This window comes from Pyrococcus horikoshii OT3 (assembly GCF_000011105.1).
In the GTDB taxonomy this organism is placed as follows: domain Archaea; phylum Methanobacteriota_B; class Thermococci; order Thermococcales; family Thermococcaceae; genus Pyrococcus; species Pyrococcus horikoshii.
This window is the reverse complement of the sequence record NC_000961.1, coordinates 909,793-936,608: the sequence shown is the minus strand read 5'-3', so window position 1 is coordinate 936,608 and position 26,816 is coordinate 909,793. Positions and strand designations below refer to the sequence as shown.

General features: G+C 42.5%; 25 protein-coding genes and 1 CRISPR repeat array (1 of these 26 running past the window's edge). Of the genes, 14 read left to right on the top strand and 11 right to left on the bottom strand.

Annotated elements, in window-relative coordinates:
• Nucleotides 1-2,846: a CRISPR direct-repeat array (repeat unit 29 nt; unit sequence GTTTCCGTAGAACTAAATAGTGTGGAAAG) (it extends 1,702 nt beyond the left edge of the window).
• Nucleotides 2,847-2,902: 56 nt separating this feature from the next.
• Together PH_RS04845 and PH_RS04840 are read right to left on the bottom strand one after the other, a co-directional pair.
• Nucleotides 2,903-3,745, bottom strand: a complete 843-nt coding sequence (locus tag PH_RS04845; RefSeq protein WP_048053281.1) for a class I SAM-dependent methyltransferase — start codon at nucleotides 3,743-3,745, stop codon at nucleotides 2,903-2,905.
• On the bottom strand, nucleotides 3,745-4,674 hold the full coding sequence (locus PH_RS04840) for a dipeptidase (protein WP_048053280.1): 930 nt from the start codon (nucleotides 4,672-4,674) through the stop codon (nucleotides 3,745-3,747). Before PH_RS04840 ends, PH_RS04845 begins: the two co-directional genes overlap by 1 nt.
• Before the next feature lie 114 nt (nucleotides 4,675-4,788).
• On the opposite strand from PH_RS04840, the gene PH_RS04835 reads away from it, so the two are divergent.
• From PH_RS04835 to PH_RS04825, 3 genes are read left to right on the top strand one after another with little or no spacing between them, the layout of a single operon-like run.
• Complete coding sequence (locus PH_RS04835) at nucleotides 4,789-5,499, top strand: RAD55 family ATPase (RefSeq protein ID WP_010885112.1); 711 nt, start codon at nucleotides 4,789-4,791, stop codon at nucleotides 5,497-5,499.
• Nucleotide 5,500: 1 nt separating this feature from the next.
• Nucleotides 5,501-5,899 carry a hypothetical protein gene (locus PH_RS04830; RefSeq protein ID WP_010885111.1) on the top strand — a complete coding sequence of 133 codons (399 nt, stop codon included), beginning with the start codon at nucleotides 5,501-5,503 and terminating at the stop codon, nucleotides 5,897-5,899.
• Between the two features lies 1 nt (nucleotide 5,900).
• Entirely contained in the window at nucleotides 5,901-7,697 is a 1,797-nt protein-coding gene (locus PH_RS04825) for a glycoside hydrolase (RefSeq protein ID WP_010885110.1), read from the top strand.
• On the opposite strand, the gene PH_RS04820 is transcribed toward PH_RS04825, so the two are convergent.
• A complete protein-coding gene (locus PH_RS04820) occupies nucleotides 7,691-7,990 on the bottom strand; it encodes a hypothetical protein (RefSeq protein WP_048053279.1) in 300 nt (99 codons plus the stop codon). The genes PH_RS04825 and PH_RS04820 overlap by 7 nt on opposite strands.
• A 96-nt stretch (nucleotides 7,991-8,086) precedes the next feature.
• On the opposite strand from PH_RS04820, the gene PH_RS04815 reads away from it, so the two are divergent.
• The 6 genes from PH_RS04815 (at nucleotide 8,087) to PH_RS04790 (ending at nucleotide 14,387) form a co-directional block, all read left to right on the top strand.
• A complete protein-coding gene (locus PH_RS04815) occupies nucleotides 8,087-9,328 on the top strand; it encodes a sugar phosphate nucleotidyltransferase (RefSeq protein WP_048053278.1) in 1,242 nt (413 codons plus the stop codon).
• A gap of 65 nt (nucleotides 9,329-9,393) precedes the next feature.
• A complete protein-coding gene (aspS, locus tag PH_RS04810) occupies nucleotides 9,394-10,710 on the top strand; it encodes an aspartate--tRNA(Asn) ligase (RefSeq protein WP_010885107.1) in 1,317 nt (438 codons plus the stop codon).
• A 136-nt stretch (nucleotides 10,711-10,846) separates the two neighbouring features.
• Nucleotides 10,847-12,670, top strand: coding sequence for an aldehyde ferredoxin oxidoreductase (gene aor / locus PH_RS04805; protein ID WP_010885106.1), 1,824 nt, complete (start codon nucleotides 10,847-10,849; stop codon nucleotides 12,668-12,670).
• Between the two features lie 32 nt (nucleotides 12,671-12,702).
• Nucleotides 12,703-12,957 (top strand): MoaD family protein, encoded by a 255-nt coding sequence (locus PH_RS04800; protein ID WP_010885105.1) that lies wholly within the window; start codon nucleotides 12,703-12,705, stop codon nucleotides 12,955-12,957.
• Nucleotides 12,958-14,079 (top strand): tungsten cofactor oxidoreductase radical SAM maturase, encoded by a 1,122-nt coding sequence (locus PH_RS04795; RefSeq protein WP_010885103.1) that lies wholly within the window; start codon nucleotides 12,958-12,960, stop codon nucleotides 14,077-14,079. It abuts the gene before it with no gap.
• Nucleotides 14,076-14,387 (top strand): hypothetical protein, encoded by a 312-nt coding sequence (locus tag PH_RS04790; RefSeq protein WP_143522654.1) that lies wholly within the window; start codon nucleotides 14,076-14,078, stop codon nucleotides 14,385-14,387. Before PH_RS04795 ends, PH_RS04790 begins: the two co-directional genes overlap by 4 nt.
• Here the strand turns inward: PH_RS04790 and PH_RS04785 are convergent.
• Nucleotides 14,367-15,185: a DNA integrity scanning protein DisA nucleotide-binding domain protein gene (locus PH_RS04785; RefSeq protein WP_010885101.1), complete on the bottom strand. Its 819-nt coding sequence runs from the start codon at nucleotides 15,183-15,185 to the stop codon at nucleotides 14,367-14,369. The genes PH_RS04790 and PH_RS04785 overlap by 21 nt on opposite strands.
• A 60-nt stretch (nucleotides 15,186-15,245) precedes the next feature.
• Here PH_RS04785 and PH_RS04780 point away from each other — a divergent pair, with 60 nt between their 5' ends.
• From PH_RS04780 to cyaB, 3 genes are read left to right on the top strand one after another with little or no spacing between them, the layout of a single operon-like run.
• Complete coding sequence (locus PH_RS04780) at nucleotides 15,246-15,791, top strand: UbiX family flavin prenyltransferase (protein ID WP_010885100.1); 546 nt, start codon at nucleotides 15,246-15,248, stop codon at nucleotides 15,789-15,791.
• Nucleotides 15,784-16,272, top strand: a complete 489-nt coding sequence (locus tag PH_RS04775) for an Lrp/AsnC family transcriptional regulator (RefSeq protein ID WP_010885099.1) — start codon at nucleotides 15,784-15,786, stop codon at nucleotides 16,270-16,272. Before PH_RS04780 ends, PH_RS04775 begins: the two co-directional genes overlap by 8 nt.
• A gap of 4 nt (nucleotides 16,273-16,276) precedes the next feature.
• Nucleotides 16,277-16,774, top strand: a complete 498-nt coding sequence (gene cyaB / locus PH_RS04770) for a class IV adenylate cyclase (RefSeq protein ID WP_010885098.1) — start codon at nucleotides 16,277-16,279, stop codon at nucleotides 16,772-16,774.
• Here the strand turns inward: cyaB and PH_RS04765 are convergent.
• Nucleotides 16,764-17,891, bottom strand: coding sequence for a tyrosine--tRNA ligase (locus tag PH_RS04765; protein WP_010885097.1), 1,128 nt, complete (start codon nucleotides 17,889-17,891; stop codon nucleotides 16,764-16,766). The two genes, cyaB and PH_RS04765, sit on opposite strands and share 11 nt — an antisense overlap.
• A gap of 127 nt (nucleotides 17,892-18,018) precedes the next feature.
• On the opposite strand from PH_RS04765, the gene PH_RS04760 reads away from it, so the two are divergent.
• Nucleotides 18,019-18,435, top strand: a complete 417-nt coding sequence (locus tag PH_RS04760) for an RNA-binding domain-containing protein (RefSeq protein WP_010885096.1) — start codon at nucleotides 18,019-18,021, stop codon at nucleotides 18,433-18,435.
• A 4-nt stretch (nucleotides 18,436-18,439) separates the two neighbouring features.
• Here PH_RS04760 and PH_RS04755 read toward each other — a convergent pair whose 3' ends face one another.
• From PH_RS04755 to proS, 3 genes are all read right to left on the bottom strand, one after another.
• On the bottom strand, nucleotides 18,440-19,015 hold the full coding sequence (locus PH_RS04755; protein ID WP_010885095.1) for a TATA-box-binding protein: 576 nt from the start codon (nucleotides 19,013-19,015) through the stop codon (nucleotides 18,440-18,442).
• An 81-nt stretch (nucleotides 19,016-19,096) separates the two neighbouring features.
• Entirely contained in the window at nucleotides 19,097-19,657 is a 561-nt protein-coding gene (locus PH_RS04750) for a dephospho-CoA kinase (RefSeq protein WP_010885094.1), read from the bottom strand.
• A 10-nt stretch (nucleotides 19,658-19,667) separates the two neighbouring features.
• Nucleotides 19,668-21,110, bottom strand: a complete 1,443-nt coding sequence (gene proS / locus PH_RS04745) for a proline--tRNA ligase (RefSeq protein ID WP_010885093.1) — start codon at nucleotides 21,108-21,110, stop codon at nucleotides 19,668-19,670.
• A gap of 80 nt (nucleotides 21,111-21,190) precedes the next feature.
• Here proS and PH_RS04740 point away from each other — a divergent pair, with 80 nt between their 5' ends.
• Complete coding sequence (locus tag PH_RS04740; protein ID WP_048053575.1) at nucleotides 21,191-22,483, top strand: lipopolysaccharide biosynthesis protein; 1,293 nt, start codon at nucleotides 21,191-21,193, stop codon at nucleotides 22,481-22,483.
• Here PH_RS04740 and PH_RS04735 read toward each other — a convergent pair.
• The 3 genes from PH_RS04735 to PH_RS04725 are packed head-to-tail and all read right to left on the bottom strand — an operon-like array spanning nucleotide 22,449 to nucleotide 26,800.
• Complete coding sequence (locus PH_RS04735) at nucleotides 22,449-23,207, bottom strand: hypothetical protein (RefSeq protein WP_010885091.1); 759 nt, start codon at nucleotides 23,205-23,207, stop codon at nucleotides 22,449-22,451. The two genes, PH_RS04740 and PH_RS04735, sit on opposite strands and share 35 nt — an antisense overlap.
• Before the next feature lie 51 nt (nucleotides 23,208-23,258).
• A complete protein-coding gene (locus tag PH_RS04730; protein WP_010885090.1) occupies nucleotides 23,259-25,880 on the bottom strand; it encodes a DEAD/DEAH box helicase in 2,622 nt (873 codons plus the stop codon).
• The gene (locus PH_RS04725; protein ID WP_048053275.1) at nucleotides 25,877-26,800 is read right to left on the bottom strand and encodes an MBL fold metallo-hydrolase; all 924 of its coding nucleotides are present in this window, start codon (nucleotides 26,798-26,800) and stop codon (nucleotides 25,877-25,879) included. Before PH_RS04725 ends, PH_RS04730 begins: the two co-directional genes overlap by 4 nt.
• Between the last annotated feature and the right edge of the window lie 16 nt (nucleotides 26,801-26,816).

Sequence of the window (26,816 nt, the reverse complement as noted above, 5' to 3'; positions counted from 1 at the left end):
GCACTATCCATCCTGTCCGCAGTATCAAGCCCCAGCTTGTTTCCGTAGAACTAAATAGTGTGGAAAGTTTTTAGAACAATCTTCATCCCCTTCACCTCCTCCTTGTTTCCGTAGAACTAAATAGTGTGGAAAGAAGGCAACCTTTGCGATAACCCTGTACTTAGTCACGTGTTTCCGTAGAACTAAATAGTGTGGAAAGTATTATCCCTAGAAGAGCCGGCAGAAGTAGCTAGAGGTTTCCGTAGAACTAAATAGTGTGGAAAGTTATGTGGCTTGCTCCTGATAGTGTCAATGTAACATGTTTCCGTAGAACTAAATAGTGTGGAAAGACGGAAACGTTTATTATCCAACATTATTTGTAGAGGTGTTCCAGTTTCCGTAGAACTAAATAGTGTGGAAAGAGTAATCGTAGAATGCCTTTGCGTCTTTGAGGCCGATAGGGTTTCCGTAGAACTAAATAGTGTGGAAAGAGGAGATAAAGCATAGTTGCAGGTTCGGCATTGAATGCAGCGTTTCCGTAGAACTAAATAGTGTGGAAAGAGACACGGAAGCTACCCTTCTGTGCTACGGTAACACGTTTCCGTAGAACTAAATAGTGTGGAAAGATCGTGTATCCCATTCCTCTTAATTTCTGGACTATTCTCTCGTCAAGGTTTCCGTAGAACTAAATAGTGTGGAAAGTGGAAAGACGCCTGCTGGACTGGTGCAAGGCTCGGCGAAGTCCTAGTTTCCGTAGAACTAAATAGTGTGGAAAGGGCGGTGATAAGAGAAAGAGGGAGACGGAATGAAGTAGGTTTCCGTAGAACTAAATAGTGTGGAAAGGACTTTATGCCGACCTCCTTAACCATGCCGTTCGCTAATGTTTCCGTAGAACTAAATAGTGTGGAAAGTACTTTAATTGCCGTGGTGAGGAAGGGCGACAGCTTGTTTCCGTAGAACTAAATAGTGTGGAAAGAAGTAGAACCAAGCCACAAGCACTCCACCGAACCAGGTTTCCGTAGAACTAAATAGTGTGGAAAGAGTAATCTTAACCGCCAGAACTTATAACCCTTTTCAGTTTCCGTAGAACTAAATAGTGTGGAAAGATTGTATATACTTCACGAGCTCGGAAGGTAAAACTTCTCTGTTTCCGTAGAACTAAATAGTGTGGAAAGAGTTTAAAGAAGAACTGTAAGGAACTTTAATGTAATCATCAACCCCGTGTTTCCGTAGAACTAAATAGTGTGGAAAGACGGGAAGAGTTTACGAGTGAGGTAATAACGTACTTGTTTCCGTAGAACTAAATAGTGTGGAAAGAACTCCTTCCTAACAGTCCCAGGACTAATCCCGAGCTCCGTGTTTCCGTAGAACTAAATAGTGTGGAAAGAACTTTCTGGCAAGCACATACACCTCATAGGAGGGATCTACGGTTTCCGTAGAACTAAATAGTGTGGAAAGATTATCTTTTCCCACTCCGACTTTTCAGGCTTCTTGGCGTTTCCGTAGAACTAAATAGTGTGGAAAGTTGAAGAGTTGCCCAGACTACCCCTCACCGGAGAATTCCCGATTGTCAAGTTTCCGTAGAACTAAATAGTGTGGAAAGCAATTACTACCCTCATCCTTCACCACCCCCAACAAAAGTTTCCGTAGAACTAAATAGTGTGGAAAGCACTTTCCGTTCCCTCTCTTATTCCTATTTTATATTATGTTTCCGTAGAACTAAATAGTGTGGAAACTACAAAACAAGAGCTGTTGCTGGCTCCGTATTGTGGGTTTCCGTAGAACTTAGTAGTGTGGAAACGGGAGAGTAAGGTCATCAACCAATGCCCAATATACAACTAGTTTCCGTAGAACTTAGGAGTGTGGAAACTGTACCCTACTGCTGTGTACATTGCCAGCCTTGCTAGTAGGTTTCCGTAGAACTTAGTAGTGTGGAAACGTACAAGGAAGGGTGGGAATGGGCTCCTGGAGACGGCTCCTTGTTTCCGTAGAACTTAGTAGTGTGGAAACCTGTTCAAGTCCACTATTGACATTTCTGAAACAATTTCTGTTTCCGTAGAACTTAGTAGTGTGGAAACTACTCGTTCTCATCCGCTCTGCATATCACAACTTTCCCTCTAGTTTCCGTAGAACTTAGTAGTGTGGAAACAAAACACTACCAACTTTCCTGCAGTCTCCAGCCATTCTTCTGCAAGGGTTTCCGTAGAACTTAGTAGTGTGGAAACATGTGAATAATAGAAAGGTGATCCACATGCCCTGCAGACCGTTTCCGTAGAACTAAATAGTGTGGAAACCATGGCTGGGTAGATTTATACTAGACAAGGCAATTGAGGTTTCCGTAGAACTTAGTAGTGTGGAAACGGAAACTCTCCAATCTCTTGGATTTCCCTAGCATTTTGTTTCCGTAGAACTAAATAGTGTGGAAACCTACTCTGCCACTCCTCGTCCGCCATAACCACCCCATTCGCTGACCTATAATAACAAAGTTTCCGTAGAACTAAATAGTGTGGAAACAGCTCCCTAAGTAACTCTTTTGCCTGTTCTAAAAGTTCCCAAAGAGGTTTCCGTAGAACTAAATAGTGTGGAAACGGAATGCTCACCCGCTCGGGCGTGGCTCCATAATTCGTCGCGTTTCCGTAGAACTAAATAGTGTGGAAACTAGTAGGGGAAGGTTTTTATGGTCTCTACTCCTATATGTTTCCGTAGAACTAAATAGTGTGGAAAGAGGAAAGACTATGGAAGTTGCTCCCAACTGCTCGGCAAACTGTGTTTCCGTAGAACTAAATAGTGTGGAAAGCCGTTGAACCTGTAGACGCCATTCTCGTAGTAGAGGACTTCGTTTCCGTAGGACTAAATAGTATGAAAAGCAACAGTCTTATAGTAGTGGGATTTCTTGAGAATAAAGCCCTCTAACCCGCGCATTTCATTCTAGACTGGGCTTTAATGCAAATACTCCCAGGGCCTCTTGAACCCTCCTCACTTTCATGAATCCTACCCTCCTCAACCTTTCCATCACTCCCTTCTGAAGGTCTAACCCCCTGTACCTCTTCCCAGGGTTACCAACGTAATGGAACAATCTACCCCCTGGCTTTAAGACCCGAAACATTTCCATATAGAATTCTTCACTGTAGAGTTCGCCGGCTAGTGAGAACCTGGGTGGGTCGTGAATTATAACGTCAAAAGACTCATCTTCAAACTTCTTAATTAAATCAAAAGAATCTCCTTGTAAAATCTTTATTTTTGGAGATTCAAAGAGTTCCCTACTCCACGGATTTATCTTAGCTAGTTCAATTACGTTGGGATCTTTCTCTATCGTTATTACTCTCGCTCCCCTTTTAGCCGATTCTATAGCTGTATACCCTAGACCCATGCACGTATCTAGGACTACTTCCCCTTCCCTCGGCTTCACGGTGTTTACTTTAGCTATGGTATCCTTCAACGGATCCGTACCCTTAGTCCTGTGCATCCTTATCCCATTAATCTCAATTGTGGGGGGAATCGTTGGAACTAGCTTGTAGAAATGTTCACCGGCTATGGCCGCTTTGAAAACTTCCCCATCCCTTACGAAATAAACGTTCCCCTCATCTTCTGCTATCCTTTTTATAATCTCCTTCTTAACTCTGGAGCCGTCCGGGAATTCAACGTAATCTTTGCTGACTCTAACCCTAATCTTTTTTCCTGTTTTCATTAAGTCCACATTAATAAGGGCTAAATCTCTTGACTTTAGCAGTACCCTTGCTTCTCTAAAAGTTATAAAGTAGAGCATCACCCAACTACCCTCTCGAATACCCTCTTGAAGTTTTCAAATGTTATACCTTTTACCTCCTTCTCACTGAAATTCTCCTCTAGGGCCTTTATTAGATCCGGTATCTTAGATTCATCCTCAAGTCCTTCAACGCTCTTTCCACTCCATCCTGGGAGGTAGTAGACGAAGTCGAAGCCTATTCCCACGTGCTTGTAACCGACAAGATCCACCATGTACTCTATATGCTTAACGTACTTTTCAAGGGTTGGATTATCTTTGTCGACGAAGGCTGGAATAGCCACAGCCCCTATCACCCCATCTCTCTCAGCAATAGCTTTTATCTGCTCATCTGTTAAATTCCTGGGGTTATCGCAAAGGGATTTAGCATTCGAATGGGAAGCTATCACGGGGAAGCCCGTAATGTCTAGAACATCCCAGAACCCCTGCTCATTTATGTGGCTTAGATCTATGATTATCCCAAGCTCTTCGCACTTTCCAACGACTTCAGCTCCAAAGTTGGTTAACCCTCCTCTAGTTCTTTCAAAGACACCATCCCCTATTTGATTCCTTAAGCTCCAAGTTAAGGTTAAGACTCTCAATCCAATCGAGTGGAATATCTCCAGTATGTCTAGACTCTCTATGGGTTCCCCTCCTTCCATCCCAAGCCAAAGGGCTACTTTACCGTCTTTTATTGCATCTTCCATCTCTTTAACGGTACCAACTATCACGAGTTTTTCGCTTTCACTAACATCCTTGAACAGCCTGTTATATGCCTCCAAGGCGTACCTAAGTATTATCGGTTTCTTCTCCGGCCTGCTCCAGACGCTCATAACCCTAGCCGAGATCCCAGTAAAGAACTTTTCGAAATTGCTTTCGAGGACTCTAGTCCTTCCCTTCTCCCTTTCCTCATATACGTAAGTTGGCAAGTCTGAGTGAGCATCGAATATCATTTTTTCACCCCACTCCTTACTTAGTGATTTCACTTTTTAATGTTGTTCGATCTTCAATACTTTTATTTAGTTGTTGCACTATAAATAACACTTGTGAGTGAGGGGTGATTGTAAATGCAGACACAACAGGAAAGGATATCCACGGGGGTTAAGGGACTTGATGAGTTAATTGAGGGTGGATTAATTCCCGGAAGGGTGTATTTGATTACGGGGCCCCCAGGGAGTGGTAAGACAACCTTCGGAATGCAGTTCCTCTTGGAGGGTGCAAGGAGAGGGGAGAAGGTTGCTTACATCTCCCTAATCCACAAGCCTGAGGAAGTAGTCAGGGATATGGTAAGGTTTGATCCTTCCGTATATGTTTACGTAAATAATTGGAGGCTGATACTTTACGACCTGGGGCCAATCCTATGGAGGGAATCAACCAAAGTTCCGACGTGGAGGAGCGTTTTGTCCAGGATAAGGGAGATTACTGAAAATGAGAAAATCACTAGGCTAGTTATAGATCCGCTGACGGCAATAGATTTTCCGTTGCAGGATCCCGTGGAGAAGAGGGTTGAGTTAGCGAAGTTCGTTAGAAGCCTCGAAAATCTTGGGGTTACAACGTACCTAATAGCTGAGATGGTGGAGTTAGATAAGTACTCTGAAGAGCACTATTTGGTGAGCGGAATAATAATGCTACACTACTTCATGCATGAGGGTAGGATGATCAGGGCGATACAGATCTTTAAGATGAGGGGAACGAAACACGATCCAAACCTTAAATTACTTAAGTTCACGGATCAGGGTTTGGTTGTTTATAATAAATCGCCGTTTGAGGTAGTTTGAAATGATAAAGATACAAGATATCCTGAACGAAAAGAATGTGGTTAAAAAAGCTTATCTCTTCGGGATTTACGTTGGCCTTTATGGGCACGTGGAATGGTCTGGGTGGGTTAGAGATATTCTAGAATCGATATACAGGGAGGCGGAGTCTCTAGGGATCTACGATGAAGTAAAGGAAGCATATAACGAGGGAAAGGAAGTTGGAAGAAGGGAAAGAATCAGGAGGATACACGCTGGGCTTATGAAAGATAAGGAGAAAGAAGAGATAAGCAGGGAAAAGATCATTGTTAGCTATAGCGGGAACGAGTTGAGGAGGATAGCATTCCCGAGAAATGAGGATATGCCCAGGTTTCTAAGGGGGTTCAAGATGCTAAAGTTTCCAAAGTTTCTAAGGGGGGGCTAGCATGTTCATGAAGTTCGGCTATCACTTCCACGCCTACCAGCCGGGCGATATAATCTACGTTCATGACGGTTCCGGATGGGATCCAATAAAGTACTCGGAAAGGCTTAGCCCAGTAGCTTTAACGATCAGGGAGGAGGAGGTTAAGGGGAGGAACTGGACAAGAACCATGATAAAGGCCTATGAATACGTTGATGACACGCTTAGAATGCTGAATGAAGGTTCCGTAAGTGTTGACTTTGAACCCTTCACGCTTTATATGATATTAAAGTACAAGCCGAAGATATATGGGGAGATAGTTGAAACCCTTGGAACCCACGTGGAACCTGCAGTTACGGTGCCTTTTCATCCCATAATGCCCCATTTGAGTATTTTTGAGCAAGAAATCTTGGCAAAAATCGCCTTTGACTTTTATAGACCTTTCATAGCTAGAAAAGATGTCGTTCCCTTCTGGCTTCCAGAAAATTTAATAACAAAGCAGACGGCCAGGATCGTTGCGGAATCCACGGATAAGGATGTGATATTTCTCCTCGACGAGAGGCAATTTGTGGGAGTTAACATCCCTCAGGCGAGATTCTCATGCAACAAATACCTTTGCGATGGTAAGAGCGCCTTCGTCTTTGGGAGGGTGCATACAATAAGTGACGCCTTTGCCTTTAATACGTTAGATGTAGAGGGATTAACGAGGGCCGTTGCCGAAGGATGCATAGATGTATTCAAGGAAAATCAGGGAATAGAGTACCTTGTATTCCTATCTAGTGACCTGGAAAGCTTGGTTGCGAATCCTGAGCAACTTGACAGATTCCTCGAATGGGTAGATAGGTTGAGGAAAAGGGGAGTCGAAATAGTTAACGTTGCCGAGTTCGTGAGGAGGAAAAGGAGAGGAGAGTACAAAAGCCTTCCAGGGGAATGTAGCGAGAGCTTCAGAATAAACGTTAAGGATTATTCAAGCTGGAGTGACTACTTCGACTTAAGCCTTGATGGAAGGACTAGCGATACGAGGTGGACGGGGATTAGAAGGGAGGATAACTTGGTGATTAACAGAATGTATAAGGGGAAAAAGGTTTCTCAGCTGTGGAAGTATGCGTTCATGAAGCTCTTCAGGGAGTTAAACAGGACTATAAGGTTTGGAGTCATTGACATACTTAAAGGCCAGGGAGTTAAGGATGTTGAAGCTGTTAAGGAGTTCCTGGTTAGGTACGCTAGGATCTTCTTCAAGGAGCATTATGAATACTTTGAACTTGATACGAGCGTTGATTACGTAATGGAACCTATAAGTGAAGTTGATCCTTCAATAGCCCTAAAACTTGGTAGGATTTATTATCTAATGCTCCTAGCAAATCATTCCTGTCCAAGATTTTGGGAGAACATAGATACCAGGGTTACCTTTGGAAACGTTGCAACGATAAGTAAAGCCCTAATTGAGTTGATGGAACTTTATATGGAGGAAAATAGGGATAGGGCAAACTATATATTCCTGGAATACATGAAGCTTCTGGCGTTCCCACAGCTTTATTATGACTACGATCTCTTCAGGCTAAAGGGGTTAGAGGGCTGGGAAACGAGTGAAGAAGCTTGGTTCGACTCCCTTAAAAGTGAGGTTCCAAACAGTAGGTATAATGTAATAACGAGGGCATCACTGTACGTGGGAAAGAGGGATCTTCCAGATGAGATGAAAGAGGTAATAGAAATCCTATATGACCTAAAAGAGGCCGTGCCAGATACGGGACATATCCCAGGAGAGATGCATGGAAAATGGGAAAATCCGAATTGGTGCGAGCATAAAGGGAAGGACTACTGAACCTTAATCCACTTATCTAGTGTAATAGGGTTTTTCCTTAGGTTTTTGAGGGTTAAAACGTACAGCCTCCTTCCATTTTTCGACCTCCTTATCTTAATTTCCCCGATACTTTCCAAGAATAAAAGAACTTCTTTGGCTTCATACTCTTTTATCTTCAACTCACCCTCGACCCTCTCCCAGTAGGGTTCTTCCCCTGAAAACTTGATTAACTCCTTTAAAATGGACTTTGCAATTGACGCCTTTACACTTCCGGTGCTGGTCTTAAATCTCCTGTACTCCTCCCTAAGTGACATAAGTTATCCTTCTCATTATCCTTATTTAACTTCTTCTCTAACGGATTGAAAACCTTATAAAGGGGAACGGTTTAAGGATAACATCAGGTGAATAAGATGAAGGCTGTAATTCTTGCTGGGGGATTTGGGACTAGATTAAGGCCAATTTCTTCAACGAGGCCAAAGCCAATGGTTCCCGTGTTAGGAAAGCCGAACCTACAGTATATTTTAGAGGCCCTGGAAAAGGTTAAGGAAATTGATGAAATAATACTTTCAGTTCACTACATGAGGGGCGAGATTAGGGAATTTATTCAGGAAAAAATGAGAGACTATCCTAAGGATATAAGGTTCGTAAATGATCCAATGCCGCTCGAAACTGGTGGGGCACTGAAAAACGTCGAGGAATACGTTTCAGATGATTTCCTGGTGATCTATGGAGACGTCTTCACGAACTTTGATTATTCTGAACTAATAGAGGCCCACAAGAAGAACGATGGTTTGATAACTGTAGCCCTCACGAAGGTTTATGATCCTGAGAGGTTCGGAGTCGTAATTACCGATGAGGAAGGAAAGATCGTGGAGTTCGAAGAGAAACCCAGGAAACCAAAGACAAATTTGGTAGATGCTGGAATTTACATGGTTAACAAGGATGTCCTAAAAGAGATACCAAAGAACAAAGAGATCTACTTTGAGAGGGAAATTCTTCCAAAGTTCGTAAATCAAGGATTGGTTTATGGGTACAAGATGCCAAAGCAGTATTACTGGGTTGACTTGGGAACCCCAGAGGACTTCTTCTATGCCCATCAAATAGCACTTGATGAGCTATCCAAGGAAAATGGATACATGATCCTAGGGGAAAACGTTGAAATTCCAGATGATGTCGAGGTTCAAGGACCCGTGTACATAGATGACAACGCAAAGATAGGGCATGGGGTTAAGATAAAGGCCTACACTTACATAGGGCCTAATACAATAATTGAGGATAAAGCCTACTTTAAGCGCTCAATACTCCTGGGGAACGACATAATAAAGGAGAGGGCCGAGCTAAAGGATGCGATATTAGGCGAAGGAGTCGTCGTAGGAAAGGATGTCATAATAAAGGAGAACGCCGTAATAGGGGATTACGCTAAGATATATGACAATCTGGTTATCTATGGGGCCAAGGTTCTTCCATGGAAGAAAGTTGAGGAGTACGAGGCATACATAAAGATAAAGCTCGATCCAACGAAAGTTAGACCAGGACAATATCCCGATCACTGTCCTCTCGGCCTTCCAGAGTGTATATACAAAAAGTTTAAGGCCATTGCAGGAGAGAAGCCACCTTGCGATGAGTGTATAGAGAACCAGTGGCTCTTCTGATTCCTTAACAATTTTGTCCGGTAAACTTAATAATACCTTTCTAATTTTTCAAGTGGGGATTTAGGATGCTGAGGACTCATTATTCTAACGAAATTACGGAGGAACTCAACGGAAAGAGGGTCAAGGTTGCAGGATGGGTGCAGGAGGTTAAGGATTTAGGAGGTATAAAGTTCATCTGGATTAGGGATAGGGAGGGAATAGTCCAGGTAACCGCTCCAAAAAAGAAGGTTTCCCAGGAGATATTCAAGCTAATTCCCAAGCTGAACAGCGAAGATGTCATAGTCGTTGAGGGTATTGTAAACTTCACTCCCAAAGCAAAGCTTGGATTTGAGGTAATTCCCGAAAAGCTTGAAGTTATAAGCAGAGCTAAAACCCCATTACCCCTAGATCCTACCGGGAAGGTAAAGGCCGAGCTTGACACCAGGCTCGATAATAGGTTCATGGACTTGAGGAACCCTAAGGTGATGGCAATATTCAAGATACGTTCCTCAGTTTTCAGGGCCGTTAGGGAATTCTTTTATAGCGAGGGATTTATAGAGATACACACACCAAAGATCATAGCCACTGCAACGGAAGGAGGAACTGAACTATTCCCCCTGAAGTACTTTGAGAGGGATGCCTTCCTTGCCCAATCTCCCCAGCTTTACAAGCAGATGATGATGGCCACTGGACTGGATAAGGTCTTTGAGATAGCTCCAATATTTAGGGCCGAAGAGCACAACACGACTAGACACCTTAACGAAGCGTGGAGCATAGATGCCGAGATGGCATTTATAGAGAATGAAGGGGAGGTTATGGATCTCCTTGAGAGGTTGATCTCATACGTCATTAATTACGTCAGGGAGCACAATGAGAAGGAACTGAAAACGCTGGAATTTGAGCTTAACGAGCCTAAAAGACCCTTCCCCAGGATAACTTATGACAAAGCCCTGGAGATCCTCAGCGATTTAGGAAAAGAAATTCCCTGGGGAGAGGATATAGATACAGAGGGAGAGAAATTGCTTGGTAAATACATGGCGGAGAATGAAGGGGCAGATCTTTACTTTATCTACAGGTACCCAAGTGAGGCGAAGCCGTTCTACATTATGAAGTACGATGAAAAGCCCGAAGTCTGCAGGGCCTTTGACCTTGAATACAGAGGAGTAGAGATAAGTTCTGGAGGGCAGAGGGAACATAGACACGATGTCCTGTTGGAGCAAATAAAAGAGAAAGGGTTAAATCCTAAAAGCTTTGAATTTTATCTAAAGGCTTTTGAATATGGAATGCCTCCTCATGGAGGCTTTGGTTTGGGAGCTGAAAGGCTTATAATGAGAATGCTAGACATAGGAAACATAAGGGAGGTAATTCTATTCCCAAGGGATAGAAGAAGGCTCGTTCCATGATCCCCTCTTCTCTTAAATAATTTCAGATAAATGTCAAATTAACAGATTCGTTTAACCTTCCTATTTACCGAGAACGATTTTATTTTCGAAAAATTTTATATGGACAAATGTAAAGACAAAATTTTGGTGTTATTTTATGTTTGGCTACTGGGGGAAGATACTGAGGGTAAACCTGAGTGATGGCACCATTAAGGAAGAAACCTTCAACGAGGAGTTCGCCAAGAAGTGGCTCGGAACTAGAGGATTTGGAATATACTTCCTACTTAAGGAGATGGATCCCAAGATTGACCCCTTCTCTCCAGAGAACAAACTTATCTTCGCTACGGGACCCTTAACTGGAACCTCCGCTCCCACGGGTGGAAGGTACATGGTCATAACGAAGAGCCCCCTAACAGGTTACATCGCTATGGCTAATTCAGGAGGCTACTTTGGAGCTGAACTTAAATTTGCCGGTTGGGATGCGATAATAGTTGAAGGAAAAGCAGACCACCCAGTTTACATCTACATAAACGATGAGAATGTTGAGATAAGAGATGCAAGTAAGGTTTGGGGTAAGCTCGTTAGCGAGACTGAGAGGATGCTTAAGGAGGAAGTTGGAGACAAACATGTACAGATAGCCTCCATAGGACCTGCAGGAGAAAACAAAGTTAGATTTGCCGCAGTAATGAACAATGGTCATAGGGCGGCCGGAAGAGGTGGAGTTGGAGCGGTGATGGGAAGTAAGAACCTAAAGGCCATAGTTGTAAGAGGGCATAAGAGGGTTGAAGTTGCCGATAAAGGCAAGTTCATGGAAGTCATCAGAGAGAAGATAGAGAAGCTCAGGAAGGATCCAGTGGCCGGAGGAGGGCTTCCTAAGTATGGAACTGCCGTTTTAGTAAACATAATAAATGAGCATGGTCTTTACCCAACAAGGAACTTCCAGACAGGAGTCTTTAAGTATGCATACGAACAGAGCGGAGAGGCAATGGCCGCTAAGTACCTCGTAAGGAATAAACCGTGCTTTGCCTGCCCAATTGGATGTGGTAGGGTTAACTATCTACCTTCAATAGGAGAGACCGAAGGTCCTGAATATGAGAGCACCTGGGCCCTAGGTGCTAACCTCGGAATCAATGACCTAGCTTCTATAATTGAAGCAAACCACTTTGCAGATGAATACGGTATGGATACGATAAGCCTTGGCGGAACTTTAGCCACAGCGATGGAGCTTTACGAGAGGGGATTGATAAAGCAGGAGGATATAGGAGGGGAGAATGAGCCACCGTTCAGGTTCGGAAATACCGAGGTTCTCCACTATTGGATACACAAGATAGCCAAGAGAGAGGGATTTGGAGATATACTAGCCGAGGGAGGTTATAGACTCGCCGAGAAGTTCAACGGATTGGAGTACTTTATGGGCGTTAAGAAGCAGGAGTTACCAGCTTACGACCCGAGGGGAGCTGAAGGTCATGGACTTGGGTACGCAACTAACAATAGAGGAGGATGTCACATAAAGCAATATATGATTAGTCCAGAGATCCTGGGGTATCCATATAAGATGGATCCACACGACATAAGCGATGAGAAAGTTAAGATGGTAATCCTCTTCCAGGATCTTACGGCCGTGATAGACGCCGCTGGTCTCTGTATCTTCACGACGTTCGGCCTTGGTGCGGATGACTACACTGACATGCTTAACGCAGCATTGGGCTGGGACTTCTCGACGGATGACTATCTCAAGATAGGAGAAAGGATATGGAACGCTGAGAGGCTGTTCAACCTTAAAGCTGGTCTAGATCCACTTAAGGAGGATACACTACCCAAGAGATTCCTGGAGGAGCCAATGCCCGAAGGTCCAAATAAGGGTCACGTGGTTAGGCTTAAGGAGATGCTTCCAAGATATTACAAGCTAAGAGGATGGACAGAAGACGGAAGGATCCCAGAGGAGAAGCTTAAGGAGCTTGGACTCGAAGAGTTTATGTAACCTTTTCATCTTTTTTATTTTGAGGGATCCTAATGGCTAAGGTTAAAGTGAAGGTTTTCGCAACTTTAATAGAGATCATTGGAAGAAGAATTTTTGACGAGGAGGCCGAAGATGTTGAAGATTTACTTCAGAAGATATATTCCAAGTATCCGAAGGTTAAAGAAGAGCTCGAAAAAGGGTATATAATCCTTGTGAATGGTCATAACATAGAACACCTTGAAGGAGTTAAAACAAAGCTAAAGGATGGGGATGTAGTAAGCATCTTTCCGCCGGCTGGAGGGGGTTGAATGGAGTTCCAATTGTGGGGGGCAAAGATAGTAATCGAGCCAAAGCCGGATTTAAGGTATCTATATCTGGAAATAACGAATAGATGCAATTTGAAATGTGAAATGTGCTTTAAACAGTACTGGGAGGATAAAGAGGGAGACATGGATTGGGATCTCTTCTTAAAGATCCTTGATGATGCCAAAGAGTTTCCGGAATTAAAGATGATATACTTTGGAGGCATAGGGGAACCCTCAGTTCATCCAAGGTTTATGGACATGGTTAGGGAAGTAAAGAGGAGAGGCTTTAGACTGGGAATGAGCACCAATGGCGTTTTATTAGAGGATAAGATTTTAGAAGAATTTGTCAAACTCGGAGTTGACGTAGTGTATTTTTCCATGGATGCAATTCCCACGCCCTCCAACATTGTAACGCTAGGCCATATAACTTCTAAGGTCGTTGAGAGCAGGATAAAGAAGCTCGTTGAGCTCAAAAAGCGGTATAAGACTGAAAAACCCACTATTGGTGTTGAGGTTGTTGCCACAAAGGAGAATTACAAGCAATTACCTGAAATGGCCATATACCTTAGGAACCTTGGAGTGGATTCCATGCTAATCTCGAATTTAATTCCAATGACAAAGGAACATTCTAAGGCTATAGTATACGATGGGAGCGTGGATATGACTCCAATAGTTAACGAGTTGCATCAGATAGCGGAAGGAGGTCCTTTCATGAGAATAGCAGAGTTTAAGCTTAGAACTAACAGGTACTGTGACTTCATCGAAAATAACGTTACCGTTGTTAGATGGGACGGAGAAGTTTTTCCATGCTATAGATTCCTGCACACCTATCCGGAGGTTATATTTGGTAGAGAGAAAAAGGTTATAGCTCACTCTTTCGGAAATGTTAAGGAGAAGAGCCTAAAGGATATATGGATGAGCGAGGAGTATGTAAGGTTTAGGTTCCTGGTTAAAGCTTCAGCGTATCCATCGTGCATAGATTGTCCTTTAAACACCTCATGCTCATTTGCGCTTGATACCACTCAAGACTGTTGGGGAACCTCGCCAAGTTGTGGGGATTGCCTCTGGAGCAGGGGAATAGTTTTATGCCCAATACCCTTCGAGTATATGGGCAAGTTCCTATGAAGGAAGAGATAACTATAATAGTTCCCAGGGATAAATTTAAAGAGCTAAAAAGGAGCGATATTAAAAAGCTTATCACTGATAACCTAGATAACGTTAGGGAGACTTTGATAGCTGAGTACGAGGAATACCTACTCGAGAAAAGAGAGAAGCTTATAGAGAAGTTGAATGAAATGGAGAGTAAAATTGCGGAATTAAGGAAGTACTATGAGAAGGCCCTCAAGGATAATGAGATCCTTAAAACCGAGAGGGAAAGACTGAAGAGGGAGAATGAAGAACTTAAGAAAATGCTAAAGGGATCTAAACGATAACCTTGGGTTGTGCTCAAAGACTATCTGACCATCTTTAAATATTCTCACAGTCCCACTTTCAGAGAGCGTCACGGCTATTGCTTTTGTTATTTTAGTTATAGCTGCAGAGGCCAGGTGCCTACTCCCAAGTCCCTGGGGTAGTGTAACATCCAAACTTTTGGGATCAACATCTAAGTACCTTCCAGCTGCGATGATCCTACCCTTAGAGGATATTATGAAAGCCCCATCAAGAAAAGAGAACTCCTTTATTATGTTCTTCACCTTTGGATCGAGAATATTGAGATGATGACCCTTGAATGGATTGGGAATCAGCTGATGGGAGTGCTTCATGACTTCCTTCGTATCCCCTATAACGAATATCGTCCCTACTGGAACCCCTTCCCTCCCTTCAATGCTAAGCTCTATCGCTATCTCTAGCACCCTATTTATTATCCCCTCATACCTCTCAAAGAACTCGTTGGCTATCATGGTTTTCTCTTCAACCTTCCGTATTCCAATACTATCCTTAGTCACATAAACAAAGAACTCTCCTTCCTTAATAATTCCCCTACTTTTTAAGAATGCAGAAACTAGACTAAGTAGATTTGGTAAGCCTATTGAAACTGGGAATGGAAGCTTCTTAATGTTCTCCCTTGAAACATCAAACTCCCTTCCAACGATAACGATTTCTCCACTAAATTCTAGGTTAACATCCTCCCTCGAAGGATACACCAAAACTATAACCCTGGCATTTATCTCCTCAGCTATTTCTTTAGCTTTTATGAGTAGGATCTCAAATATCTCCAACTTTAACACCACATGACTACTTAAATTGCAACTTTATAAACATTGAGAAGGTTTACTGAAATTGGTGGGAGAATGAAGATAATCGTTGCCATAACGGGAGCTAGTGGGAGTATATATGGGATAAAACTGTATGAAATCTTAAAGAAATTGGGACATGATGTTATACTTCTGGCATCTAAAACCGGAATAAAGGTGGCTAAGTATGAAACTGGGATGGAAATAACTCCCGATTTTGATGAAGATGATCTATTTGCCCCAATAGCATCTGGATCATACCCTTTTGATGCGATGGTTATAGCCCCGTGCTCAATGAAGACACTTGGTGCAATAGCGAATGGATTTTCTTATAATTTAATCACGAGGGCCGCGGATGTAACTCTAAAAGAGAGGAGAAAATTGATACTACTTATAAGGGAGACTCCACTTAATTTGGTGCATGTCCAAAACATGTTGAAAATTATCCAAGCTGGTGGGATAATCATGCCAGCATCTCCAGCATTCTATACAAAACCTAAGACAATAGACGACATGGTAAACTTTATAATTGGGAAAATCCTTGACCTATTGGGAATTACCCATAATCTATATAGAAGGTGGGGGATGAGAGAAGATGATTAGCACTCCTCTTGATGACCTCGACAGGGCTATATTGAAACTACTTAAAAAAGATGCGAGACTAACTATAGCTGAAATTAGTAATCAATTGAAAAAACCTGAATCAACCGTTCACTTCAGAATAAAGAAACTTCAAGAGAGGGGTGTTATTGAAAAATACACGATAATTCTTGGGGAGCCTATAAGGCCAAGGGAATTGGCCCTTGTAGTTCTTGAAGTGGATAAGCCAATAATTGAAGATTTTCTTGACAGGTACATGGAATACGTGACAAAGACACTTTCAGGATTCCCGGAAGTGCTCTTTGTGGCGAAGAGTGGGAAAGAAAAGATAGTAGCCCTCGTGGGCGGTGAAGATAGGGATAAGTTATTAAAGTTTATAGAAGAGAACATAGAGTCAATACCGACACTAAGGAGTGTCCAAGTGCTTCCAATTTCTGAGATCAAGAAAGGTGATGAAATCTCAGGTTTCTTAGCGGAGGTATAAGGTAATGGAGATTGAGGTTAAGTTCAGGGTAAACTTTGAGGATATAAAAAGGAAAATAGAGGGATTAGGTGCAAAGTTTTTTGGAATCGAAGAGCAAGAAGATGTCTACTTTGAACTTCCTTCCCCAAAACTATTGAGGGTCAGAAAGATCAATAACACCGGAAAATCTTACATAACGTACAAGGAAATTCTAGACAAAAGGAATGAGGAATTCTATGAATTGGAATTTGAGGTTCAAGATCCCGAGGGAGCCATAGAGCTATTTAAAAGGCTTGGATTCAAAGTTCAAGGAGTAGTTAAGAAGAGAAGGTGGATATACAAGCTCAATAACGTGACATTTGAACTAAACAGGGTTGAAAAAGCTGGGGATTTCCTAGATATTGAAGTTATAACCTCGAACCCAGAGGAAGGGAAAAAGATAATATGGGATGTTGCCAGAAGATTAGGATTAAAAGAGGAAGATGTAGAGCCTAAGCTTTACATTGAGCTCATTAACGGGTAATCTTAACGCTTCTCATGAGCTCAAGGGGTTCCGGATGCTTTTCAAAGTACCTTCTAATAGGTTCTAGAAGGTTTATCAGGTACTCTGCAACGGCGTTCTTTAAGTCAAGTGGATGAAGCTTACCTTCAGCAAAGTCCCTCTTCAGCTCTTCGAATGTTGTATAAGTTACATCTCCTCCAAACTTTGCGGGCCTGTGAACTGTAAACTCGGTAGGTTCTTCCCTAAAGATTATGTATTCTACCCAGTCAAGAACCGGATTGTAACGAACCTCTCTAGCTGGGCAGAAGGCTTTTCTAAGCTTTTGCCTTATTTCCTCTGGGGAATCATGGATAAACACCGCTGAATATGGTTTGCTCTTGCTCATCTTCATCTGAGCTTTTATTTCCTTAAATTCCTCCTCACTTTCTATAGGCCACTTGGGGGGCTCTTGAAGTCCTAAGAGGAGATGGTGATGAACTGCTACGGGCTTAAGCTTTTCACCCTCATGAACAATTGGATGATATCTTAACTTTTGTGCAACCTCTATAGCTATAACATGGGCTTTCCTCTGATCCATACCAGCGTGAGCTATTGTAACTCCCTGATAGAATATATCCGCAACTTGCATCATCGGGTATATGAGTTTGGCAAAGTCTATAGCTTCCCCCATTTGCCTACCCATAATCGTTATCGACCTCATAACCCTGCTTAAGGTGACGTTCTTTGATATGTCAATTACCGTCTGCCAGTAGTCCCCTTTCTCGAGAATTTCACTAGCCAAAACAAATTCGACCTTTTTTGGATCGCCACCCATTACCTCGATGCTCTTTTCCATTCCGACTTTAAAGTACTTCAACGCAACCTCCTGGATTACCTCGAGATCCCCACCAAGCTTATCGTTTATCCAGCTATGCCAATCAGCCAGAAAAACCCTAGTCTTTATTCCGGCCTTTTGAAAATCAGCTATCTTTGCCCCAGCCATTAGCCCAGTTCCTAAGTGTATATAACCACTTATCTCAAAGCCTATGTAATGTTGCAGAGGGGCCCCTATCTCGAATAGGTGCCTTAGGTTTTCAACAGTCAGTACTTCTTCGGTAGGCTTCTTCAACACTAGGTTTATCCTTTCCTCGATATCCATGTCACCACCTATCCAATAGCGGATCAGCTATATTTAAGGAATTTTCGAACTACTCCCAGGTTCCCAGGTAATGGTATGAATCTAAATTTAACAACCAAACGTTTTTAATGTATATCCAATTCTCCCTATGATGACCATGTTTGAGGAAGTGGAAGTTGAGGCCTACGTATACCCCACTGAAGACATCAGAAAGGTAAAGAAAGCGATGCTGAATTTAATTCCTGGTCTACAATTTGAAGCGTTTGATAAAGGGGAATACGTGATTCTAGTAGGTAGAACCAAGGATAAGAGGGCCCTTCAGCGTTTGTATGAGCTCTTCAGAGGACAGCAAATTCTCGACACTGCAAGAATGATGCTTGAGGAGGGATACTTTGGGGAAGAAATTATAATAAAAGTTCACAAGCAAGTCGCTTACGTTGGGAAGGTGAACTTCAACGAAGATTCTCCCCTGGGGCCAATAACGATTACAATTAGAACAAAGGAACCTCAAAAACTCATGAAATGGTTGGCCCCAAGGACTAAAGATGGGGTTCCAATAGAATAAAAAACTAGAGCTCCTCCTCTTCTTCCTCTATTAGGCCATATTTCTCAAGCTCTCTTAACAACTTCCTAACTGCTTCCCAAGCGTCAGCTTCGCTTTTAGCTCCAGAGCAAACTATCTTACCAGAAGAGAACAGTAGTATTACAGCCCTTGGTTCCTTAACTCTGTATATAACTCCAGGGAACTGTTCAGGTTCATATTCACAGTTGGGAAGGGTCAATGCAACGTTATCGAGATTGAACTCCCTTCCTATATCCCCACTAAAGACCATGTTTTGTACATCTATTAGGGGAGCCCTCTTGAACTTTACTCCAATTCCCTTAAGCTTTTGGATCAGCTTTGCAACTGCTCTTTCTATGTCCTGGATACTCTTTGCCCCCGTAACGACGAGTTTACCGGAGCTAAATATCAGCAAAGCAACTTTCGGATCATCAAAACGACAGATGATACCGGGAAACTCTTCTGGATTATATTTAGAATTTGGGCATATATCCAGAACCTTCTCGAGATCGAGCTGAGCAAAAAGATCTACGGAAGCCACTATATTCTCGATCCTTAGCTTGACATTGCTTGTATCCACCATCTTAACACCTCCTTAAAAATCCTTTATAAATACCCCTACCACTATTTTTAAACCTTATCTCCCTGCTAAAAGAAAAGGGATTCAGGGCCAATTGCTCAGTATCTTAGAGACAACTTTTTCGATCTTCCTTTGGAATTCATTGAATGTACAATTGTTCAATATCACATAATCCGCTAAAGACATAACCTCTCCTATCCCAAATCCAAGCTCCTTTTTATCCCTATCTAAAAACTCATTCCAGGTCTTTGGATCGTCACTCCTTCCCCTTCTCCTTAGCCTCTCAAACCTTACCTTAGGTGGAGAGTGAATTGCCAGAATTATTACCCTCTCATTTTTGAACTCCCTTCTAAATTCTTGGACTTCAGCAGGACTCCTGACACCCTCTATGACCACTATCCCCTTCCTTTTTATGATCCCTCTAACCTTTGGAATCGTTAATATAGCAACGGCTCCAGGGCCAAGCTCTTCTCTAACCTTTAAGCTTACGTATTTTAATCCTTCCGGAGTTTTTGGAATTCCCCTTTTTTCTGCTTCTTCCCTAATTGCATCACCCATAGAAATTACTGGGATTCCTCTTCTCCTAAATGCTTTTGCTACTTCTCCTTTTCCAGAGCCTGGCATTCCAACTAAAAGAATTATCATGAGGAAACACCTAATAGGTTCTAGCGAATCTAGCTATAAACTTCGCTTCCCTTCCACAAACCGGGCACTTGGATCCTTCAGGGGCTTTCGCTTTTTCTTCAGGATAGGGGATTCCAAGCATCTTAGCTTCAAGCTCTTCCTCCATCTTCAAGCCACAGCTCTCCTCTCCACACCATGGAATTTCGACTATGCCCCTCCTGTCTTCAAAGACGGCTTTAGCTTCTTCTAAAGTATCAACCCTCTTTATATGGGATTCAAGCCATTCATTAGCCCTCTCGTATAAGAATTCCATTATATCCTCAAAGAGCTCCCTCACCTTATCCACGAGCTCTTCCCTCTTAACCGTGATCTTTTCAAGCTTATCCCTCCTAGCTAGAACTACCGTTGAGTTTTGAACGTCTATGGGTCCTACTTCAACCCTAACTGGAACTCCCTTGAGTTCCCAATCGTAGAATTTCCATCCTGGCCTCTTATCCCTTAGATCAAGGTAAACCCTTATTCCAGCATCCCTAAGTTCCTCCTCTATTCCCTTAGCGTAACTGTAAACTTCTTCCTCACTTCCCTTCTTTGGAATTGGAACTATCACTACCTGAATCGGAGCAATCGTTGGGGGTAAAACCATTCCTCTATCGTCTCCATGAATTGCTATAACTGCGGCTAGCAATCTTTCGCTCATCCCAAATGTCGTTTGGTGAACGTAGTCATGGGTTCCATCTTCCTTTTCGTATAATATGTTGTAAGCCTTAGAGAAGTTCTGCTTATAGTTGTGCATCGTCCCTATCTGCAAAGTCCTTCCATCGGGCATAACTACTTCAGCTCCCAGGGAATAGAAAGCCCCAGGGAACTTATCCCACTCCGGCCTCTTGGAAATTATGTAAGCCAATGCAAGCTTCCTCATTAAATTATCGAATATCTCGAGATCCTCTTTTATCTGCCTCTCGGCATCTTCAAAATCTGCATGGGCCGTGTGAGCTTCAAAGAATCTGCTTATCTCCCTAACCCTTATTAAGGGCCTCGTGTGCTTTGTTTCATATCTATAGACATTCACTATCTGATAAACCTTAAACGGTAAGTCAGCGTGAGATCTAATCCATAGGGCAAACATTGAATACATGGCCGTCTCGCTTGTCGGCCTTAATACTAACCTTACATCTAAAGGTTCATGGCCCGCGTGGGTAACCCAAAATACCTCTCCCTCAAAACCAGCTATATGCTCGGCCTCTTTCTTAAACTCGGTTTCAGGGATTAGAGCTGGGAATAAAACTTCCTGGTGACCAGTCCTCTCCATCTCCTCGTGGATGAACTTCTCAATATTCCTCATTATTTTAAGCCCATATGGAAGCCACACATTCATTCCCTTGACGGGATACCTCTTATCTAAAATTCCGGCTTCCTCTATTACCTCATTGAACCACTCACTAAATTCCTCACTCCACCTCTTCCTCTCCACCATGTAACCACCTAGATTGTAGGCTGATTCTTTTAATTTTAATCTTTCGTTACCGTTTTAATCTTAGGTTCAAACATATGAGCATGAATAGAAAAAGGGTAATAGTTAGGCATTCCATCGCAAGTGTAATTGCTCTGGCCCTCTTTGGGGGTAGCAGATTTCTTTACAATGTTATCATAAGTAGGAAGTTTGGGGTTGAAGTTCTCGGTGAAATCAACTCTTTAATATCGCAGGCCTTTTTCTTGGCCGGATTTCTTGCATTCTTTTCTATAGGAGTGGGGAAGTACACGGCCGAGTTCCTGGGAAGAGGAGAAAAAAATAGGATAAAATCTATTGCAGGCATTTCCTTCCTTTCTCCTTTGCTTGGCTTAGTTCTTATGCCGATAAATTTTAGTCTGGCTTTATTATCGATCTTAAGGGCTATTCAGTTGACTTTCAGGTCATTTATATACGGTCTCCATAGGGGAGAAGTTTATGCGTATTCTATAATGCTTGGCTTCACGCTCTTCCTCCTGGGATTCCTGGGTGATCCGTTGCTTCCTTACTATCTGTTCCTGGCTACGATATCGGTATTTGGCGTAGTATATTTAAGCAGGGAAAAGCTAATCGGAAAACCAAGGATAAATGACTTCATATTGCTTGCTAAGTATTCAGTATGGGCTTTCCTTGGATCCGCCTCTGGAATATTCCTAATCCAAGGGCCCTACTTTTTGACCGATATTCTTTCCGGAAGTGAAAGCGCTGGCATAGTTTCTGCAATCCTCTCAACAGCATTCCTCTTATCTTATCTTCCCCAAGTAGTGCAATCCGCCATAGTCCCGATTTTTGCCTACGATTATGGAAAGGGGAGCATGGAAACCTCCAAGAGATTAGCGGAGGTCTCCGTGGAGATGCTATCCATAGCAACAGCGATCATCGTATTTGCGATTTTAGCTTTCCAGCCAATTATCGAAAGGATCTTCAGGCTAAAATTGGGAACGCTCCTTCTACCAGCACTTATAGGTGTTGAAATATATGTATCATACAATCCCCTAATAAATCTGCTAAGCGCAACGAAGTTCATAAGGAGCTCGTCAATCTACGCTATTTCAGGCTCTATAGTTTCCCTCATATCTTGGTTACTTTTAATTCCAAAGCACGGAGCTCTCGGCACATTGATCGGTTTAATAATGGGTTATTCAACGATCTTCGCTTTAACCCTTGCAAAGACTGTAAAAGAATTCGGTGTGAAACCTAGAATAACGGTTCCACTCTTTCTTGCAATCATCCTTCAGTTACTCAGCAAATTTATAAGTCCCATTATTTTAGTCATAGCGTACCTAATAATAGAATGGAGAAAGATCAGGCTTTTCCTCCATGATATAAGATCTTTATAACTTCTTCCGGAAGCTTCTCCAGCTTTATCCTGTCTTCTATTATCTTCTTGTCATACTCAACTTCAATGAACTTTACCTTCAAAGTTTCAGCATCTACCAATGCGAATGTCGCCTTGTGCTCTCTAGCTGGGGGAAATCCAATGCTTCCTGGGCAAACTACCCTTCCATACATTGTCATTGCGTCAAGGGGATACCTAGGACTAGCCACCAGGAGCATTTCATATTCCTTAACGGGCCTCATTATAGCTTCGTAATAGCTAGTTGGTTGATCTGGAAGAATTTCCCCATCGAATGGGTTTACGGGACTACCGTAAACGCCAAATATCTCATTCTTCCCTATTTTATCAACTAGGTATATTGGAAGATCTCTTAGGTACTCCCTCCCTTCGTGCCCCAGCTTTTCCCAAGTGTACTTTAGCGTGGCCTTTAAGTGATCCGGGATCTCGAGCTTGTCTATGTACTTTGGATCTCCAGCATGGGGATCGCTCATCGCTATTAACTGGTCATACTTTCCCCTTATTACCTTGACATTACTTGTTTTCGCTAAGTTCTTTATTGCCTCGATAACTTCCCTCGGATAAGGGAATAGTCCCACTATGTTCCCCAGGATGTAGTACTTTTCAATTTCATAACCTTCCTCTTTTAACTCCTCTATCTTCTCCAAAGCTGCAGTAAGCGCTGGGAAGTTTCCAGCTATGTTCGCGAGAACCGCTACATACACCATCCTTCACCACCTCCTTTTTCTTACCAAAATTAACTAAAAATGTTGAAGTATTTAAGCTTTATGATCGAGAACCTTCTCCCAGATCTTTATCGCCATCCACTTGTCAAGAAACTCATTAAACGTTCCACACTTCGGAGAGTATATACACGCGGGACAACCATCCTTACATGGACACTTAGCTATGTGCTCCCTACTCCTTACCATTAACTTCTCAATGTTCTCATATATCGATTTAACGATTCCGGAACCACCCTCGTTTCCATCGTATATGAAGATAACAGGAAATCCATTGAAGTTATCGTAACTGTAACCTCCAAGTTCCCTTGAGTCTACGTAGGTTACGACAGGGGCTATCTTGATGAGGTTGTGCTCTATCGCATGAAGGCCTGAACCTATCCCATCTTTACTATCTATCATCTTTTTAACGGCAAAAATGAAATCTTCTCCAAGACCTTCATCCTTAGCGTATTTTTCGATGATCCTCCTTATATAGTGAGATGTAGCCCCTAGAAGACTCGGAAAGAGCATCTTCCTGCTTAGCTTATTAAACAGGAACATCGCCAAGTCATAATTATAATCCGAGGCTATTGAGAAGAAGTACCTAAACTCTTCAGCTGGAACATCCTCTATCTCCTTTGGGAATATCAGCCAAATTCCTTCGGTTTCAAACTCCCTAACGTAGGGGTCATAAAAAGACACCCTCGCAAACTTCCACCAGTCCTCAAACATCGTTACTGCAACCTCAACCTCACCCCTAAGGATACCCTCATCTTTAAGTTTCTCCAACCTATCGACGTGCTTTTCAACGTCTTTACCTTTCACGGCGTATCCATTGTATTCCTGTTTAACCCTTATTCTCCCGAAATAAACTTTAACTGGGCCAATATTCTTTCCCTCGTAAGTGTTTAAGATCTCAACGCTCTCAACTTTACTAACGTTTGTTTCCAAGTCTTCGTTCATGGGAATCTCCCTAGCAAAAACGAAGTTAAACTTTTCAACCTTTAACCTATCTACGGCCATGTAAAGCCTTCCCCTGGAGGGGTACACCATCCCTGGGAGAAGACTCCTGTGAAACTCAACCTCATCTACTTCCTCTATGATCAACCCTCTCGCTTTGAGGTAGTTTATAAACCTTAAAAGTTCGATTCCCCTCTTCCTTCTAAGCGTTCTCCTTATCCATCCTTCATCGATTACTAGGAAAAAGCTTTCATCACTCGCCGTTCTTATTGAGGAATACACCGCGGGTTTTCTAACCCTAACCTCAAATTTACCGGTTATTGGGTTTTTGTATTCGTCAACGATCCCTTCATGCTTTAAATCTTCCAGAACCTTTACCCAATACTCAGGTATTTCATCCTTCCCCACTACACCCAATTCAGACAAAAGGTAGTGAAGATGCTTCTTTGCTATCTTCTCATTACCCAAGTTTACGGGTATTTTATCGACGAGACCCTTCTCTATTCCTTCAACCAACTCATCAAAGTGCTCCTTATAGTAGTAGTCAAGCCCATTTTTGCGAAGTATTATCCCATTTATTGCAACCCTATTGGGATCCCTTCCAGCTCTCCCAAATCTCTGAATTAGGGAAAATAAGCCATCCGATGGGATTCCATAATTTATTACTGCATCCAAATCTCCCACGTCTATACCGAGTTCCAGGGCGTTGGTAGCTAAGAGAACCTTAAGGTTTCCCTCCCTAAAATCTCTCTCTATTTTCCACCTTTCGAGTTTTGTTAATGTCCCCTTATAAGTCGTTATTTTATCAAAGAATTCAGAGAAAAGGAACATCCTCATTATCCTCTCGGTTCCCTTTCTAGAGTCAAAGAAAACGAGAGTCTTAACGTTGTTTCTAATTAACTTATCGATTACTTGCTTTATCAGTTGCTCCCCGCTAAACCTCTTTGGCTCGAACATTATTATATATCTCCTGGGGCTTGGATTTCCAGCTTCGGTAACTTCCTCAAACTCAAAACCAAAAAAGCTCTCAGCAAACTCTTTTGGATTTCTTAAAGTAGCTGAGAGGGCTAAAATTAGAGGACTAGAATTAAGCCTTCTAAGTCTAAAGAAGACCCTCCTAAAAACATACGCAACGTTACTCCCAAAGACCCCCCTATAGGTGTGGAGCTCATCTACAACTAGTAGCTTCAGGTTCTTTAGCAACCACTTGTACTCGAGCCACCTGGGAAGTATCGTATGGTGCAGCATATCTGGAGTTGTAAATATAACATTCGGCTTATTTCTGACAATCTTTTTCCTCTCACTCCAATCCACATCCCCAGTTAATATGGATGCCTTAACCTTCATCCCAGTTATCTCAGCGAAGACCTTGTTTTCATTATCAAACTTCTCCATTTGATTGTTTATTAAAGCCCTGGTGGGGTAAACTAAGAGAAAAGTAGAGCTAGGATTTTCGAGGAAACTATCAAAGATGAAGAGCCTAAATATCTCACTCTTTCCACTTGCGGTTGGAGTTGAAACAACAACATTCTTACCAGAATACAGAAGGTTAAGGGCCTTTACTTGATGAGAATATAACCTAAAACCTAACCTTTTGACGAGCTCATTAACTTCGCGATTCTTAAATTTGAAGTCTCCATACTTCCCAGATCTTGGTGGAATTTCATCAGCATTGACTATTTCGGTTTCAAGCCCTTTAAATAGTTCCTCTATCATTTCAAGCCCTTTAAGAATTTTTTAATTCCACCAGGAACCTCCACTTCCTCCCCCTTCTCAAGCTTATGAAGTTCCCTTCTGTAGGCCTCTAAAGGCGCACTTTCCTTTCCAAGAAACTCGGCGAAAGTTAAAGGCCTCTCATCTAGCTCGCTAAAGAACCTCTCATATCCCTTGTCCCTAATTATGTGATGGTCTAGAACTATCTTTGCATTCGTCTCGGATATTATCCTATTTATATTCTTCATCCCAATTTCCTTGACGTTTCCAACCCTATGGGCTAGATAAGTAGGAGGTCCGCCTGCGATCAAGATATCGGGGTTCTTCTCTATTATCCACTCCACGGCCTTGTCATTTATCAGCTGAGTGTCACTGGCATGGAGAACACTTTTCTTCCCATCATCAACGAGAACCATAAGAACGTAGCCAAGCTTGGATCCTTCCCTTCCATGAGGAACTGGAGGGGAAAACTCGATTGTAAAGCTTCCAAAGTCAAAGCTTTGAGAATCGGCAAACTTTATATCCTTAGCGATCTCTTTGGCATTCTTAAGAAACTCGTGAGCTCTCTTTTTCTGACTGTTGTTTATATTTTCAGTAGGATGCTTTATTAGTAGGAGTTTGCCAGCGTATATCTCCCTGGCTTTCTCAACGGAAGAGCTTTCATATATCCCCTCAAAGAAGGGGGTATGATGGTCATAGTGGTAGTGGGATATAGTAACTATTTGGGCCTTTTTAGCGTATTCCTGAATCTTTTCCCTTGCCAGGGAGAGGGCTTTCATTTCAGCTTGTGCTGGGGGGAGTGCATACCTTTTCGGGCCCAAGGCTACGCCTGGATCTATTAGTATTCCAACTTTTCCAATCTTCAAGAAGAGGGCCAAGCTTCTTACTCCAAGGCTTTCGGATGCCAATGGAATTACCTTCATATTAATCGCCTTAAAA